The organism is Microbacterium oleivorans (assembly GCF_001691565.1).
In the GTDB taxonomy this organism is placed as follows: domain Bacteria; phylum Actinomycetota; class Actinomycetes; order Actinomycetales; family Microbacteriaceae; genus Microbacterium; species Microbacterium oleivorans_B.
In genome coordinates this window covers 323,153-338,154 of record NZ_MAYO01000002.1, presented here as the reverse complement: position 1 = coordinate 338,154, position 15,002 = coordinate 323,153, and the positions used below count along the sequence as shown (strand labels likewise).

Here is a 15,002-nt window from a genome sequence, read left to right as displayed (position 1 = left end):
AAGCGGATGCCGGGGGCCTGGCCCTCGGCATCCGTGCCCTGTCAGGAGGTGACGACCTGCGCGGTCCCGAGGGGTGCGTCCGGACCCATCTCGTCGGCGAGGCGATTGGCCTCGGCGATCAGGGTCGCGACGATGTCCTCTTCGGGGACGGTCTTGACGACCTCGCCCTTGACGAAGATCTGGCCCTTGCCGTTGCCCGAGGCAACGCCGAGGTCGGCATCGCGCGCCTCGCCCGGGCCGTTGACGACGCAGCCCATGACGGCCACGCGCAGCGGCACGGTCATGTCTTTGAGGCCCTCGGTCACGTTGTCGGCGAGCGTGTAGACGTCCACCTGCGCGCGTCCGCACGACGGGCACGAGACGATCTCGAGCTTGCGCTCGCGGAGGTTCAGCGACTGCAGGATCTGGTGGCCGACCTTGACCTCCTCGGCGGGCGGCGCCGAGAGCGAGACTCGGATCGTGTCGCCGATGCCCTCACCGAGCAGGATCCCGAACGCCGTCGCGCTCTTGATCGTGCCCTGGAAGGCGGGGCCGGCCTCGGTGACCCCGAGGTGGAGGGGCCAGTCGCCCCGCTCCGCCAGCATCCGGTAGGCCTTCACCATGACGACGGGGTCGTTGTGCTTGACCGAGATCTTGAAGTCGTGGAAGTCGTGCTCCTCGAAGAGGGATGCCTCCCACACGGCGCTCTCGACGAGAGCCTCCGCCGTCGCCTTGCCGTACTTCTCCAGGAGCCGCTTGTCGAGCGAGCCCGCGTTGACGCCGATGCGGAGCGAGACGCCGGCGGCCTTGGCGGCGGCGGCGATCTGACCGACGTTGCCGTCGAACTCGCGGATGTTGCCGGGGTTGACGCGCACGGCGCCGCAACCGGCGTCGATCGCGCTGTAGATGTAGCGCGGCTGGAAGTGGATGTCGGCGATCACGGGGATCTGACTCTTCGCCGCGATGATCTTGAGCGCATCGGCGTCGGCCTGGTGCGGCACCGCGACGCGGACGATCTCGCAGCCCGAGGCGGTGAGCTCGGCGATCTGCTGAAGGGTCGCGTTGATGTTGGTCGTGGGCGTCGTCGTCATCGACTGGACGCTGACGGGCGCGTCGCCACCGACGAGGACCTTGCCGACCTTGATCTGACGGCTCTTGCGACGAGGCGCGAGGACCTCCGGCACGCGGGGCATCCCGATGTTGACAGCTGGCACGGGTCCAGCCTAAGCCGCCGGGGACCGCGCGGCACGGTACGCGGCCGCGAGGATGCCGCCAAAGCCGCCTGTGGTAGGTTCACCCCATGTTCGCGAACCGCACGTGGTGGCGCACCGCCTGAGGCGGACGCTGCGAGCATCCCGACGACCGCCTGAGCTGAGAGCCCGGCGGTCGTTTCTCGTTTTACCGGCGACCGCCCCGAACGGAAGAACCACCATGACCGGCACCGCCCCGATCATCCTCGCCGACCTCGCCGCCTGCGGGATCCCCTTCGCCCTCCTCGCCCGCGACGGCGACACGGTCGAGGTGCTCACGGGTGACGTCGTCGACGTCGAACTGCTCGCCGACATCCCCCTCACCGACGCCTCCGGCGCCGACCGCGAGGTCCTCGCTCTGGTGCCGTTCCGTCAAGTCGTCGAGCGGGGCTTCGCGTGCCACGACGACGGCGCTCCCCTTCGCTGCCTCGTCGTCGGCGAGCGCCGCACCCTCCCCCTCGCCGACGCGCTCGCGCAGCTGCCGGCCGACCGCGTCCCGCTGGAGGACGCCGGCTTCGACATCGACGACGAGGCATACGCCGACATCGTCCGCCGCGTCATCGCGGACGAGATCGGCCGAGGCGAAGGTGCCAACTTCGTCATCCGCCGCGACTACGTCGCCGGCGTCGGCGGCGACCCGCTCACCGCCGGACTCACCTGGTTCCGCGCCCTCCTCGAGCACGAGCGCGGTGCGTATTGGACGTTCCTCGTCTCGACGCCCGGCCATCTCGCCGTCGGCGCCAGTCCCGAAGCGCACGTGAGCGCTCAGGACGGCATCGTGACGATGAACCCGATCTCGGGGACGTTCCGCCACCCGGCCGGCGGCGCGACCGCCGAGACGCTCACCGAGTTCCTCTCGTCTACGAAGGAGACCGAGGAGCTCTTCATGGTCGTCGACGAGGAACTGAAGATGATGTCCGCCGTCTGCAGCGACGGCGGACGGATCACGGGTCCGCACCTCAAGGAGATGTCCCGGCTGACGCACACGGAGTACATGCTGCGCGGGACGAGCACGATGGATCCGCGTGACATCCTCCGCGAGACGATGTTCGCCCCCACGGTGACCGGCTCGCCGATGCAGAACGCGTGCACCGTCATCGCACGGCACGAGCAGAGCCCGCGCGGTTATTACTCGGGGGTCGCCGCCCTGTTCACCCCGCGCGCCGACGGCGGTCACGACCTCGACGCCCCCATCCTCATCCGCACCGCCTACGTCGTCGACGGACGGCTGCGCGTACCGGTCGGGGCCACACTCGTGCGTCATTCGGACCCGTACGGCGAGGTCGGCGAGACGCATGGAAAGGCCGCCGGCGTCCTCGGCGCGATCGGCGCCATCCCCCGCGACGCTGTCGTCACCACCGCGCTCGACGAGGATGCGCCGGCCCCCACGCGCCGGCCGCTGAGCGAGGACCCGGCTATCGGCGAGCTCCTGGCCTCACGCAACGCGCGTCTTGCGGCTTTCTGGCTCAACCCGCAGGGCGACCCCGGACGTGGTCCGCTGGCGGGACGGACGGCTCTGGTGGTGGATGCCGAGGACCGCTTCACGACGATGCTCGCCCATCAGCTGCGCCACCTCGGTTTCGACGTGACGATCGCGCACTGGTCGGAGGCGACACCGGATGCCGTCCGCGCAGCCGACCTGGTGGTCTCCGGCCCCGGGCCCGGCGACCCCCGAGACGCGGACAGCGATCGGATCGCACGGCTGCGCGAGGTCGTAGGCGCCCGCCTCGACGCGGGGTCGCCCCTTCTGGCCGTGTGCCTGAGCCATCAGGTTCTCGCCGACCGGCTCGGCATCGACCTCGCGCCGCTCGCGAGCCCTCACCAGGGGCTGCAGAAGACCGTCGACGTGTTCGGCGCCGAGGCATCCATCGGCTTCTACAACACCTTCACCGCCCGCGTCGCGCCGGGGACCGACCGGGTGGGCGCCACCGACATCGCCGCGGACCCCGTCACCGGCGACGTCTACGCGCTCCGAGGTCCGGGGTACGCGTCCGTGCAGGGTCACCTGGAGTCGATCCTGTCCCGCGACGGGCTGACGACCCTCGAGCGGCTCGTGACCCACGCGCTCCGCGTCGCTCAGGACTGACGGGACGTCAGCCGAAGAGCTGGACCGGGTTGACGATGTCGGCGAGGACCAGGGTCCCGGCCATGAGGATGAGACCGATCACGACGACGTAGGTGACGGGGACGAGCTTGGTGGCGTCGACCGGCCGCGGCGCGCGGCGCCCCGTCAGTCGCGCCCAGACCCGCTTCAGCCCGTCCCAGAGCGCGACCACGATGTGGCCGCCGTCCAGCGGCAGCAGCGGCACGAGATTGAAGACGAACAGGGCGATGTTCAGGGAGCCGAGCACCGCGAGCATGCCCGAGACGCGGTTGAGGATCGGAGCGTCGGTAGCGGCGACCTCACCCGCGAGGCGCCCGGCGCCCACGACCGAGAGGGGACCGTTCGGGTCGCGACCGGCACCGGTGAACGTGTCCACCGCGGTCTGGTACACCCGGGCGGGCAGCTGCCAGATGATGCCCATGACGCGACCGGTCTGCTCGATCGCGGCCTGCGGCCCTTCCCAGATCGGCTGCGGAACGAAGGCGACGGTGGCGGACATGCCCACGAATCCGACCTCCGCGGTCGCCATGGTCCCATCCGCCGCGGGCACCTCGCGTGTCGCGAGGACCGGGGTGACCTCGAGGGTCTGCCGCGCACCATCGCGGTCGACGACGACCGGAAGCGTCTTCTCCGGAGACTTCTGGATGATCGCCGACGCCTCGGCGAAGGTGTCGACGGTGGTCCCGTCGACCGAGACGATGACATCCCCCGGACGGATGCCGGCGGCCGCCGCCGGCGACACCGGATCACCGGCCGCGCAGGCGGTCTTCGACGTCTGGGCGGGGAGGACGCATTCGTTCACGGCGGCGACCGTCGTGGTCGCGGTCTGCACACCGATCCCCGAGAACATGATCGCGAACAGGATGATCGCGAGGACGAGGTTCATGGCCGGTCCGCCCAGCATGATGATGACCCGCTTGTAGACGGGCAGACGGTAGAAGGCGCGCTCACCGCCGTCGCCCTTGAGCGTCTCGTCGTTGACGACGCGGGCATCCTGGATCATCGACTCGAACAACCGGCGGCGACGGGGGGCTCCTGTCTCGGGCTCGCCCTCGGCGGCGGCCTTCGAGGGAGGGTACATCCCGGCCATCGAGATGAACCCGCCGAGCGGGAGCAGCCGGAAGCCGTACTCCGTCTCGCCGATCCGACGCGAGAAGATCCGGGGTCCGAAGCCGATCATGTACTGGCCGACACGGACGCCGAACGCCTTCGCCGGCGCCAGGTGTCCGACCTCGTGGAGGGCGATCGACACAGCGAGTCCGACCACCAGCACGAGGACGCCGATGATGAATGCGAGAACGGTCACGAGCCGACGCTACCCCCGCTCACTATGAACCGGCGATGACCGCCCCCGCCGCGGTCTCGACGCAGCCGATCTAGGCTGGAGGGGTGATCCTCCGCCCCGTCGACTCGCGTCGCACACGCGTCGTGCGGGCGGGCGGGGCTGCGGCGATCGCGACCCTCACCGCCGCCGCCGCGCACACGCTCGGCGGCGGCGCACCGCCCGCACCGTGGCTCGTGCTCACCGTGGCACTGCTGGCCTGGCCCGTCGCCCTCGCGATCGTGGGCTCGCGCCCGGGAGCATTCCGTACGGGCCTGGCGGTCGTGACCGCTCAGGCGATCCTGCACGGTGCGTTCGCACTGGTGGGGGACGTGGTCCCGCAGGCGGGTGGGGCGACGCACCACCACGGCCTGCTGATCCTCGGCCCGCCCACGGGAACAGGCATGGCGACCGGCACCGGCATGCTGGCCGCTCACGTCGTCGCCGCGCTCGTAACCGCGGCGGCCGTGTGCCACGGAGAGCGGATGCTGCGCGCCGTGGCACACGGCATCCGTCACCTCCTTCGTCCCACCGCACCCGCACCGCTTTTCCCGACACCGGCGCCCGCGGCGGCCCTCCCGCAGCCGCCGCGCCTCCGGCCGCGGCTCCTCCTCGCCGACCTCTCCCGCCGCGGTCCCCCACGGTGAGCCTCCCGCCGAACCGGCGGCCTCGCTCACCATTCGCTCGCGGGCACGGTCCCGCATCTTTCAGGGAGACCTCGACAATGACCACTCGTTCCGCGCGCCGTTCGGCGCTCACCCTCACCGGCCTCGCCCTCGGCGGTGCCCTCGTCCTCGCCGCTCCGCTCGCGGCATCCGCCCACGTCCACGTCCATGCCGACGGAGCCGCCGCCGGTGCGACCTCCCGGTTGGAGTTCTCCTTCAGCCACGGCTGCGACGGCGCGGCGACCACGGCCCTCGTCTTCGACATCCCTCAGGGAGTCGACAACGTCACTCCCGTCGTCGACGGCGTGTGGAGAGTCAGCCGCGTCCTCGGCGAGAACAACGTGCCCACCCAGGTGACCTACACCGCCATCACCCCGATCGAGAACGGCCTCGCGGCTTCCGCCTCCTTCGACGCGCTCTTCTCGTCGAAGGTCGGCGGCACCGACATCGCCTTCCCGGTCACGCAGAAGTGCGTGACCGGCGAGACCGAGTGGAACCAGGTCGCGAAGGACGGCGAGGACCCCGAGACGCTCGAGTCGCCCGCGCCGGTCGTCGCGGTCGGCGCCGCCTCGTCGGCATCGTCGGACCACCATGACGACGGCGATCACGACGAGCACGCGGCTGCCGCGCCGGCTGCGACCGACACGACCTCGACCGACCCGATCGCGACGTGGCTCGGCGGCGGCGCGCTCGTCCTCGGCGCTGCCGCGCTCGTCGTCGCGATCCTGAACCGCCGCAAGGTCTGACCGGGGCCGGCCGGAGGCCGGGTGCGATGATGGGGGGACCATGCAGAACCCCTCCGCTCCGCCACCCGTCCTCCGGCCGTCGGCTCCGAAGGCCGTGCCCCTCGCCGACGTCGCAGCCCATCTGGGCATCGACGGGAGCACGGACCTCGACGGCGTCGCGGTCCGTGGAGTGACCCTCGCCACGGCGGATCTCCGTCCCGGCGAGCTGTTCGTCGCCGTCCGGGGCGTGCACCGTCACGGCGCGGAGTTCGCCGCCGACGCGATCGCCCAGGGCGCTGTCGCGGTCGTGACGGACGCCGCCGGAGCCGCACTCCTGCCCGACGCCCATGTCCCCGTCCTCGTGGTCGACGACCCGCGCGCTGTCCTCGGCGACCTGTCCGCCCTCGTCTACGGGACGGGAGCGGATGCCGCCCTCCCCCCGCTTCTGGCGGTCACCGGCACGAACGGCAAGACGAGCGTCACCCACCTCATGGAGGGGATGCTGCACGGCCTCGGCGTCGTCACGGGCTTGTCCTCGACCGCGGAGCGTCACATCGCCGGCGAGGTGATCCCGTCGCGGTTGACGACGCCCGAGGCGTCCGAGATGCATGCCCTCATCGGCCTCATGCGCGAGCGCGACGTGCAGGCGATCCTCGTCGAGGTGAGCGCCCAGGCGCTCACGCGCCATCGCGTCGACGGACTGCACTTCGACGTCGCCGGATTCACCAACCTGTCGCACGATCACCTCGACGACTACGGAGACATGGGCGAGTATCTCGCCGCCAAGGCTGCGCTCTTCACAGCGACTCGCGCACGTCGGGCCGTCATCTGCGTCGACCAGCCGGCGGGCATCGAGATCGCGGCGACCACCGGCATCCCGGTCACTACCGTGCTCACCCCCGCGATCGCCGAGGACCCGACCGTCGCCGCCGACTGGCGGGTCGAGATCGACTCGGAGACGCCCGAGGGCACCATGTTCACGCTCACGGGCAGCGCCGGAGCGCTCACGACCACCGTCCCGGTGATCGGCCCGCACATGGCCTCGAACGCCGGCCTCGCGATCGTGATGCTGCTCGAGGCCGGCTGGGACTGGGCCGCCCTGGTGGAACTCCTCGACGGGCGGCGGATCGACGCGCATCTTCCCGGCCGCATCCAGCGACTGTCGGGTGACCGGGGACCTGCGCTCTACCTCGACTTCGGCCACTCCCCGGACGCATTCGCCAAGACCCTCGACGCCGTGCGGCGCGTCACGCCCGGGCGCGTGATCATGGTGTGCGGTGCCAACGGCGATCGCGACACGACCAAGCGTGCCGATATGGGTGCCGTCGCGGCCCTCGGCAGCGACATCCTGGTCGTCACGGACCAGCACCCTCGTTCCGAGGATCCTGCGACGATTCGACACGCTCTGATCGATGGAGCCCGCGCCGCGAAACCCGATGCGGTCATCCACGAAGTGACGCCCCCCGAAGATGCGATCGCCACGGCTGTGTCATTGGCTGGCGACGGGGATGCGATCCTCTGGGCGGGGCCGGGACATCAGCACTACCGCGAGATCCGCGGCGTGCGGACGCCCTTCGACGCGGCGGGCGCCGCGCAGAACGCCCTGCGTCTGGCGGGGTGGCCGGTCTCCGGCTGAGGCCCGATCAGCGCTCGGCGATGATCCGATCCGCCGCCTCGCGCGCCCACTGCTCGGCGTCGGCGAGCGATTCGCGCGTCAGCTCGCTCGGGGCATCGTGGGCGTCGACGACCCGCGAGATCGTGTCGACGATGCCGAGGAACGGAAGGGCGCCCTCGTGGAACGCGTCGACGGCCTGCTCGTTGGCCGCGTTGAAGACGGCGGGGTAGGTCGCCCCGGCGACCCCGACCTGCTTGGCGAGCGCGACGCTGGGGAAGGCGTCGGCGTCGAGCGGCTCGAACGTCCAGGTCGCCGCGGCCGTCCAGTCGAGCGGGACGCCGACCCCGCCGATCCGGTGCGGCCAGTCGAGCGACAGGGAGATCGGCAGGCGCATGTCGGGAGGGGATGCCTGCGCGATCGTCGACCCGTCGACGAACTCGACCATCGAGTGGACGATCGACTGCGGGTGGACCGTGACATCGATTCTGTCGTACGGGACGCCGAAGAGGAGGTGCGCTTCGATGACCTCGAGACCCTTGTTGACGAGCGTCGCGGAGTTGGTCGTCACGACGCGTCCCATGTCCCAGGTGGGATGCGCGAGAGCCTCGTGGGGGGTCACATCGTGCAGCCGATCACGTGTGCGTCCTCGGAACGGTCCGCCGGAGGCGGTGAGGACGAGCCTGCGCACCTCCGCCGTGTCTCCCGATCGAAGGCACTGAGCGATCGCGGAGTGCTCCGAATCCACCGGGACGATCTGGCCGGGGGCCGCGAGCTTCGTCACGAGCGGCCCGCCCACGATGAGGGATTCCTTGTTGGCGAGCGCGAGTACGGCTTCCGACTCGAGGACCGCGAGGGTCGGCCCGAGTCCCACGGATCCGGTGATGCCGTTGACGACGACGTCGGCCTCGACGCTGCGGACGAGCCGTTCGGCGTCGGCCGCACCCAGCGCCGTCTCGGCTACGCCGAACTCCTCGGCCTGCGCCGCCATCGCGTCGCGGTCACGGCCGGCCGCGAGCCCGACGACCTCGAACCGGTCGCGGTTCGCGCGGATGACATCGAGAGCCTGCGTCCCGATCGAACCAGTGGAGCCCAGGATCAGGATGCGTCGCATGGTCCTCACCCTATCGGCGGGCGCCGGAGCGCCCGCCGATCGATCACTCTTCGGGAGAGCCGGCCGTGGGCGACTGCGCCCCGAGGATGTCGACGACGAAGACGATCGTCTCGCCCTTCAGGTCGGTCTCGTTGATCTTGCCCTCCCCGTAGCCTTCGGCCGGCGGAATCACGACGAGGACCTGAGATCCCACGGTCTGACCCTCGAGGGCTTTCTGGAATCCCGCCACATACTGCGTCGTGGGGTACGCGATCGGCGTCCCCTTGTCCCACGTCGAGTCGAATGTCGCGCCGTTGGACCACCGCACGCCCGTGTACTGGATGAGGGCGTAGTCGCCCTTCTTGACGGTGTAGCCATCGCCCTTCTTCAGGACGGCGAGCTCGGTCTCGGTCGGCGGGTCCTCACCCTCGGGGATCGTGATCTTCGGGGAACCGTTGTCGGCGAGAGCGACCTTCGGGAGGTTCGCGGGCGCCTCCTGGGGCTCACCCCATGCCGCGGTCGGCACGGTGCCGAGCAGGTCGAGCACGTAGACCTCGGCCTGAGCCTTGTCGGTCGCGGGGAACGTGGCGACGACGCGCTTCCCGATCTTGCCGCACCCGAACACCTGGCCGAGGACCGAGTCCGCCGACAGCTGGGAGGGCAGGAACTCGCCGGACTTGTAGCCGACGGTGGCCAACTCGTCGCCGGTCTTCGCGTTGTAAGCGGTCATCGCGTACGAAACGAACTCGCCGGGCTTGACCGACTCCCCCTTGCCCTCGTCGAGCACGGTCACTTCGAGCTTCTTCGGCTCCAACGGGGTCGTGAACGTCGCTTTCGACGGCTTGCCGGCGTCACCGTCGACCTTGACGGAGTCGGATGCCGAGCCGGAAGGAGCCGCCGCGGCGCAGAGGTCGGCGGCCGCGGTCCCGGTGGGCTGAGCGGAGCCCTGACCTGCGGCGCACCCGGCCAGGATGAGGACGGCCGCAGCAGCGGCGGACAAGGCGGCAAGGGGACGAAGACGCACGGGAGAACCTCACAGAGATACGGGGAGTCGCTCCATCCTCCCCCAGGTTCTTTTGTCCGGGGTGTGAGTCGGGACCGGAATCGTCCGCGGACCGGCTCATCCGTCATGTCCAGACGTGCATGGGTTTGGCAGTACCCTCTTCTGGTGACCGAAGCGCCGACTCCACCCGAGACCTCCGCCGAGTCGTCCGCCGATGAACTCGCCCGCGCCGGCGGTCTCTACTACCTCGTGCGATGGGGATTCGGGCCGCTCGCCCGCTTGATCTACCGCCCCCGTATCGAGGGCGCGAACAACATCCCCCGGTCCGGCCCGATCATCCTCGCCAGCAACCACCTGAGCTTCATCGACTCGTTCGTGCTGCCGCTGTTCGCTCCGCGTCCCGTGTACTTCCTCGCCAAATCGAGCTATTTCGACGGCACCGGCATGAAGGGGTGGATCAGCAACCGCTTCTTCCGCGCTCTGGGTGCCACTCCTGTGCAGCGCGGTGCGGGCCAGGCCGCCCTCGACGCCCTGGATCAGCAGCGCCGCATCCTGCAGTCCGGCAAGGCCATCGCGCTCTACCCCGAAGGCACGCGGTCCCTCGACGGACGTCTCTACAAGGGGCGGACCGGCGTGGCGTTCCTCGCCCTCGAGACCGGGGCCAAGGTCGTTCCCGTCGGGATCGTGGGGACCAACGACGCGATGCCGGTGGGTGCGAAGTGGCCGCGCCTGTCCCCGCGCGTGACGATCCGCTACGGCGAACCGATCGACCTCTCGCACCACGGTGCGGCGTCGTCGGGCCGTGCGCGGCGCCAGGCGACCGACGACATCATGACGGCGATCCACGCTCTGTCGGGTCAGGAACTCGCCGGCACCTACAACGAGGTGCCCGCGCAGAACCCGGTCGAGCGTCTCAAGCAGGTCCTCCCCCACGAGCGTCGCTGACGACGGCGCGGCAGCCGGAGGTCACCCCGCTGTGACGACCGCCTCATGGCGCACGGGGAAGTTGACCGAGTTCGCGATGAAGCACCACTCGTTGGCCTGGCGGTGCGCCGCCTCGGCGGCGGGGATCATCGCCTCATCGGCGACCGTGACGCGTGGGTGGAGTGTGACCACCCGGAACGCACCACCACCCCTGCCGTCGAGGACCATGATTCCCGTCGCATCGTCCTCGTAGGCGGTCACGACCACGCCCGCCGTGACGCAGGCATGCAGATACGACAGCAGGTGGCATTCCGACAGCGCGGCGAGGAGCAGATCCTCGGGGTTCCAGCGGGACCGGTCGCCGCGGAACGGTCGATCGCTCGACGCGAGGAGCTCCGGCTTGCCGTCGACGCGCAGTGTCACGTCGCGGTCGTACTCGCGGTACCCGCTTGTTCCGGTGCCCCGGTCTCCGGTCCAGCGGGCATTCACCCGGTAGTGGTGTTCGTCGTGCACGCGGCCAGTCTCGCACGGTCGGGGCCGCGGGAGGGTGGAGCCGGCTGGGTAGGCTGGACGGGTGCCTGGAACCTTCGCCGTGACGGATGCCGTCGAACTCGCCGTCGTCGAGCGGAGCGGTTTCGTCGAGTCCCGCCACGCGGGTTCGGCGATCGTGCTCGACCCCGACGGAGGCGTCGTCTCTTCGCTCGGCGACGTCGAGTCTCCGATACTGCCGCGATCCGCGCTCAAGCCGATGCAGGCTCTCGCCAGCGTCTCGGCGGGCGCTGCACTGGAGGGAGCGCACCTCGCCGTCGCCACGGCGAGCCATTCCGGCACCGACCGACATGTTGCTCTCGTGACCGACATCCTGAGCGCGGCGGGCGTTGCGGAGGACGCACTGCTGTGCCCGCCCTCCTGGCCCGGTGATGCCGCCGCTCGTGATGAGATGACGCGCGAACTCATCGGTCCCCAGCGCGTGCGGATGAACTGCTCGGGCAAGCACGCGGCGATGCTCCTGGCCTGCCACGTCAACGGCTGGGACATGGCGACCTACCTCGACCCGCAGCATCCGCTCCAGCTCCACACCCGCGAGGTCGTCGAGCGGTTGACCGGCACGAAGATCACGGCGACGGCGATCGATGGATGCGGCGCGCCGGTTCACGCGATGAGCCTCGCGGCGCTCGCGCGGGCCGTCCACCGCATAGGAGCCTCATCGGAGCGTTCGCCGTTCGCCCTGCACCGCAGTGCCGGCGCTCTGGTGCGCGCGGTCCGCGAGCACCCGTGGGTGATCCAGGGTCCGGGCCAGCCCGATTCGATCGTGACGGAACGGCTCGGCGTGTTCGCCAAGCACGGCGCGGAGGGCGTCATGTCGATCGTGGCGCCGGACGGAACGACGGTCGTCCTGAAGGTGCTCGACGGCAGCAACCGCGCGGGAGTCGTCACGGCGTTGACGCTGCTCGTGCGGGCGGGCGCGTTGCAGGCGGCGGATGTCGCCCGTACCCTCGGCGACCTGCCGCTGACGGTCGCCGGCGGCGGCCGGGACGTCGGCGTCATCCGCCCCACCGTCTGAGCCGCATCGATACACGGGCTACGACTCCTCGAGGATCACCCGCCGCACCGGGCGCTCGGGAGCATGCAGCCACGCGCGCCCGGCTCCCGGCAGGACGAACGGAGGCAGATCTCGGGATCCCACGAGCGAGCGGTACTCGTTCGCGCACGCGGCGTCGATGACGAGGTCGGCATCGGCTCGGGCCGCCGCGAGCAGACGCCACTGACCGAGCCATGCGTCGGGCGGACCGACCAGCACGCCGCCCCGCTCGAGGCTCGCGTTCGCACCGACCGGAGTCACGGTGACGCCGACTCTCTCCCACGCGGCGGTCAGCCGACGCGACCGGGGTCCGGTGGGAAGGACGACGGCGGCGGGACGCCGGCCAGGCTGCCAGGACGGTGGCAGCGCCGCCTGTGGGTCCTCCTCGACCGGACCCGCATCGACGACTTGCACCAGGGTTCGTCCGAGACGACCACGACCCGGCGGGAGATCCGGCAGGAAGTCTGCGGCTTCCCCGCCCGCCGCGACGTGATCGGCGCGGGACGCGGTACCGAGGATCAGCCGCCGCGGCACGAGATCGAGCAGGCGTCCGACGCCCGCTCCCGCCCGTTGGGTCGTGACCACGATCCGCATGCCGCGCGCACGTGCTCCGCGCAGCGCGTGCTCGAGCACGTCGGCCGCCGCCGCGGCGTACTCGCCGGGTAGGCCCGACAGGATCGCGTCGAGGTCGTCGACGATCACCGTCGCACCGCTCGGCGTGCGCTCGAGGTCGACGAGAGCATCCCACGCACCCTCGGGATCGGAAGGCACCCTCACGGTGGCCGTCTGGGCTGCGACCACTCGCAGCACCCCTGTCCGCCCGCTGCCGGGACCCCCGATCACGGCAAGAGCGGAATCGTTCCAGATCACCTCCTGCTGCCGCTGCTGATCCGGTTCGTCCGCAATTCCGAGCAGGAGGCCCCCGCGCGTCTGCGATGACACCAGCGGGATGCGCGCGGGCAGGGCGGGGAGCCACGGACGCCGAGCCCGGTCGCCTCGATGGCGCTCGGCAGCCGCCGCGACGATGCCGGGCTCGCACAGCGCGACCCTCAACACGTGCGGTGCGGTGTCACGACTCCGGCGGACGAGAGCTGTGCCCCGCGACTCGGGACGTCCCGAGAGCCGGCACGCGTCGTCGACGCCGAGCACGGCGCGCGAGTCCGCACCGTCCGCGACGCGGAGGGCGATCCGCAGCGGCGCATTGGCGAGGACCGCGTCACGGAACACGCCGTTGGCGCGCTGCGCCGCGAGGATCAGGTGGATGCCGAGGGCACGCCCCCGCGCAGCCAGGTCGCCGAACACCTCGTGAAGAACCGGGTGGGCGGAGACGAGGGCGGCGTACTCGTCGACGACGATCACGAGACGCCCGAGAACGTTCCCCGCCTCGTCGACGTCGCGGGCGCCGGCATCGGCGAGAGTTCGTTCGCGGTAGCGCACCTCGGCGCGAAGACTCTCGATCGCTCGCAGCGTCGTCGGCTCGTCGAGGTCCGTCAAGACCCCGGTGACATGCGGCAGCGGCGCGAGGTGGTCGAACGTCCGCCCTCCCTTGAAATCGACGAGGAGGAACCCGAGCTGAGCGGGCGTGTGCGCGGCGCACAGCGCCACCACCCAGGAGGTGAGCAGTTCGCTCTTCCCGGCTCCCGTCATCCCGATCACGACGGCGTGCGGCCCGTCGACGACCAGATCGATCGGGAACGCGACCCCGCCGGCCCCGGCGAACACGGCGGGGAGCGTCCCCGCGCGCGGGTCAGGCGCTGCCTGCAACGCGGCCCGGAGAGTGAGCGCATCATCGGCCCGGTGCCCGAGGGCGCGGGCCGCCCGATCGGCGAGCAGCTGGGCCGCGCAGGTTGCCTGCGCCGCGCTGGCGACCCCGACGGTCACGTCGCGAGTGCGTCCATCGAGATCCAGACGCGCGGTCGTCGGGCTCGTCATCCGGAGCACGGCCCCGCACCGAGGCGGCGGCGGAGCGCCGTCGGGGACGACGACGAGTGGGATGTCGACATCGCCGCCCACGACCCCTCCCTCCTCCAGGATCTGCAGCAGAGGACCGACCGCGGCGGACCGGTGGGGCGCGGCATCCGTCCACGCCGGACCGTCGTCACCCAGGCGCACCCGACCCGGTGCGAGACACAGCAGCACGTTCAGAGCGAGCGCGCGGACGACCGCCGCGGCGAGCACCGGTGGGCCGATCACGGCGACACCTGTGCCGACCGGGACGAGGACGGGGACGTCCTCGATGACGCCGGCGGTGCGCCGGAGCGCCGTGGCGTCGTCGTCGCCCTCACCGCCGGAGACGCGCACCGTACTGGCATCTTCTCCGGACCCGATCACGAGCATCTGCTCGCGCTCGGGGACGGCTCGCCAGATCGATTCGGGCCGTGCGAGGAAGCGCGAGGCGTCGGGAAAGGTCGCCCACCGCTGCTCCCGCTCCTCGTCGTGGCGCCTCGCCACCTCGGCTTCCGCTACCGCCAGCTCGCGCACGACCGCCGCCGCATCCTTCTTCGCCGTCCGCCGCGATGTCCGTGCCGCGTCAGCGACCGACGCGACGGCGATGAGTGGCCCGAGGGCGGCGAACAGGAGTGCGTAGGGGGACCCGGTCACCGCCCAGAGGACGACCGCCCCGATCACGGGCACCACCGCCGTCATCAGCGGCAGCGGAGGCCTCGGCGTCGGAACGGCGCGGCGCGGAAGGGTCAGCGGGTCATCGCGAGTGAGAGTGGACACTCCTCCACGATGCGCGGGGG

At 71.0% G+C, this 15,002-nt stretch carries 12 protein-coding genes; 6 read left to right on the top strand and 6 right to left on the bottom strand.

The annotated features are described in order from the left end of the window. Positions 1-41: 41 nt before the first annotated feature. Positions 42-1,172, bottom strand: a complete 1,131-nt coding sequence (ispG, locus tag BBA86_RS01890) for a flavodoxin-dependent (E)-4-hydroxy-3-methylbut-2-enyl-diphosphate synthase (protein WP_065569998.1) — start codon at positions 1,170-1,172, stop codon at positions 42-44. Between the two features lie 238 nt (positions 1,173-1,410). Here ispG and BBA86_RS01885 point away from each other — a divergent pair, with 238 nt between their 5' ends. Continuing rightward, entirely contained in the window at positions 1,411-3,315 is a 1,905-nt protein-coding gene (locus BBA86_RS01885) for a chorismate-binding protein (protein WP_065569997.1), read from the top strand. A gap of 7 nt (positions 3,316-3,322) precedes the next feature. Here the strand turns inward: BBA86_RS01885 and BBA86_RS01880 are convergent, their stop codons facing one another. Then, on the bottom strand, positions 3,323-4,639 hold the full coding sequence (locus BBA86_RS01880; RefSeq protein ID WP_065569996.1) for a M50 family metallopeptidase: 1,317 nt from the start codon (positions 4,637-4,639) through the stop codon (positions 3,323-3,325). A gap of 83 nt (positions 4,640-4,722) precedes the next feature. On the opposite strand from BBA86_RS01880, the gene BBA86_RS01875 reads away from it, so the two are divergent. The 3 genes from BBA86_RS01875 (at position 4,723) to BBA86_RS01865 (ending at position 7,680) form a co-directional block, all read left to right on the top strand. Continuing rightward, the gene (locus tag BBA86_RS01875) at positions 4,723-5,301 is read left to right on the top strand and encodes a hypothetical protein (RefSeq protein ID WP_065569995.1); all 579 of its coding nucleotides are present in this window, start codon (positions 4,723-4,725) and stop codon (positions 5,299-5,301) included. A 77-nt stretch (positions 5,302-5,378) separates the two neighbouring features. Further along, positions 5,379-6,065: a DUF1775 domain-containing protein gene (locus tag BBA86_RS01870; RefSeq protein ID WP_065569994.1), complete on the top strand. Its 687-nt coding sequence runs from the start codon at positions 5,379-5,381 to the stop codon at positions 6,063-6,065. A gap of 40 nt (positions 6,066-6,105) precedes the next feature. After that, complete coding sequence (locus BBA86_RS01865; protein ID WP_065569993.1) at positions 6,106-7,680, top strand: Mur ligase family protein; 1,575 nt, start codon at positions 6,106-6,108, stop codon at positions 7,678-7,680. A gap of 7 nt (positions 7,681-7,687) precedes the next feature. On the opposite strand, the gene dxr is transcribed toward BBA86_RS01865, so the two are convergent. Next, a complete protein-coding gene (gene dxr, locus BBA86_RS01860) occupies positions 7,688-8,770 on the bottom strand; it encodes a 1-deoxy-D-xylulose-5-phosphate reductoisomerase (protein WP_065569992.1) in 1,083 nt (360 codons plus the stop codon). A gap of 43 nt (positions 8,771-8,813) precedes the next feature. Beyond that, entirely contained in the window at positions 8,814-9,773 is a 960-nt protein-coding gene (locus tag BBA86_RS01855) for an FKBP-type peptidyl-prolyl cis-trans isomerase (protein ID WP_065569991.1), read from the bottom strand. 144 nt (positions 9,774-9,917) lie between these two features. Here BBA86_RS01855 and BBA86_RS01850 point away from each other — a divergent pair, with 144 nt between their 5' ends. Further along, positions 9,918-10,697, top strand: coding sequence for a lysophospholipid acyltransferase family protein (locus tag BBA86_RS01850; protein WP_065569990.1), 780 nt, complete (start codon positions 9,918-9,920; stop codon positions 10,695-10,697). Positions 10,698-10,718: 21 nt separating this feature from the next. On the opposite strand, the gene BBA86_RS01845 is transcribed toward BBA86_RS01850, so the two are convergent. After that, on the bottom strand, positions 10,719-11,189 hold the full coding sequence (locus BBA86_RS01845) for an OsmC family protein (RefSeq protein WP_065569989.1): 471 nt from the start codon (positions 11,187-11,189) through the stop codon (positions 10,719-10,721). Positions 11,190-11,250: 61 nt separating this feature from the next. On the opposite strand from BBA86_RS01845, the gene BBA86_RS01840 reads away from it, so the two are divergent. Continuing rightward, positions 11,251-12,240 carry an asparaginase gene (locus BBA86_RS01840; RefSeq protein WP_065569988.1) on the top strand — a complete coding sequence of 330 codons (990 nt, stop codon included), beginning with the start codon at positions 11,251-11,253 and terminating at the stop codon, positions 12,238-12,240. A gap of 18 nt (positions 12,241-12,258) precedes the next feature. Here the strand turns inward: BBA86_RS01840 and BBA86_RS01835 are convergent, their stop codons facing one another. After that, positions 12,259-14,982: an FtsK/SpoIIIE domain-containing protein gene (locus BBA86_RS01835; RefSeq protein WP_065569987.1), complete on the bottom strand. Its 2,724-nt coding sequence runs from the start codon at positions 14,980-14,982 to the stop codon at positions 12,259-12,261. Positions 14,983-15,002: the final 20 nt, after the last annotated feature.

Coding starts and splice junctions, on each gene's coding strand:
- ispG (WP_065569998.1), bottom strand. CDS start 1,172: ATGCCCCGCGTGCCGGAGGTCCTCGCGCCTCGTCGCAAGAGCCGTCAG.
- BBA86_RS01885 (WP_065569997.1), top strand. CDS start 1,411: ATGACCGGCACCGCCCCGATCATCCTCGCCGACCTCGCCGCCTGCGGG.
- BBA86_RS01870 (WP_065569994.1), top strand. CDS start 5,379: ATGACCACTCGTTCCGCGCGCCGTTCGGCGCTCACCCTCACCGGCCTC.
- BBA86_RS01865 (WP_065569993.1), top strand. CDS start 6,106: ATGCAGAACCCCTCCGCTCCGCCACCCGTCCTCCGGCCGTCGGCTCCG.
- dxr (WP_065569992.1), bottom strand. CDS start 8,770: ATGCGACGCATCCTGATCCTGGGCTCCACTGGTTCGATCGGGACGCAG.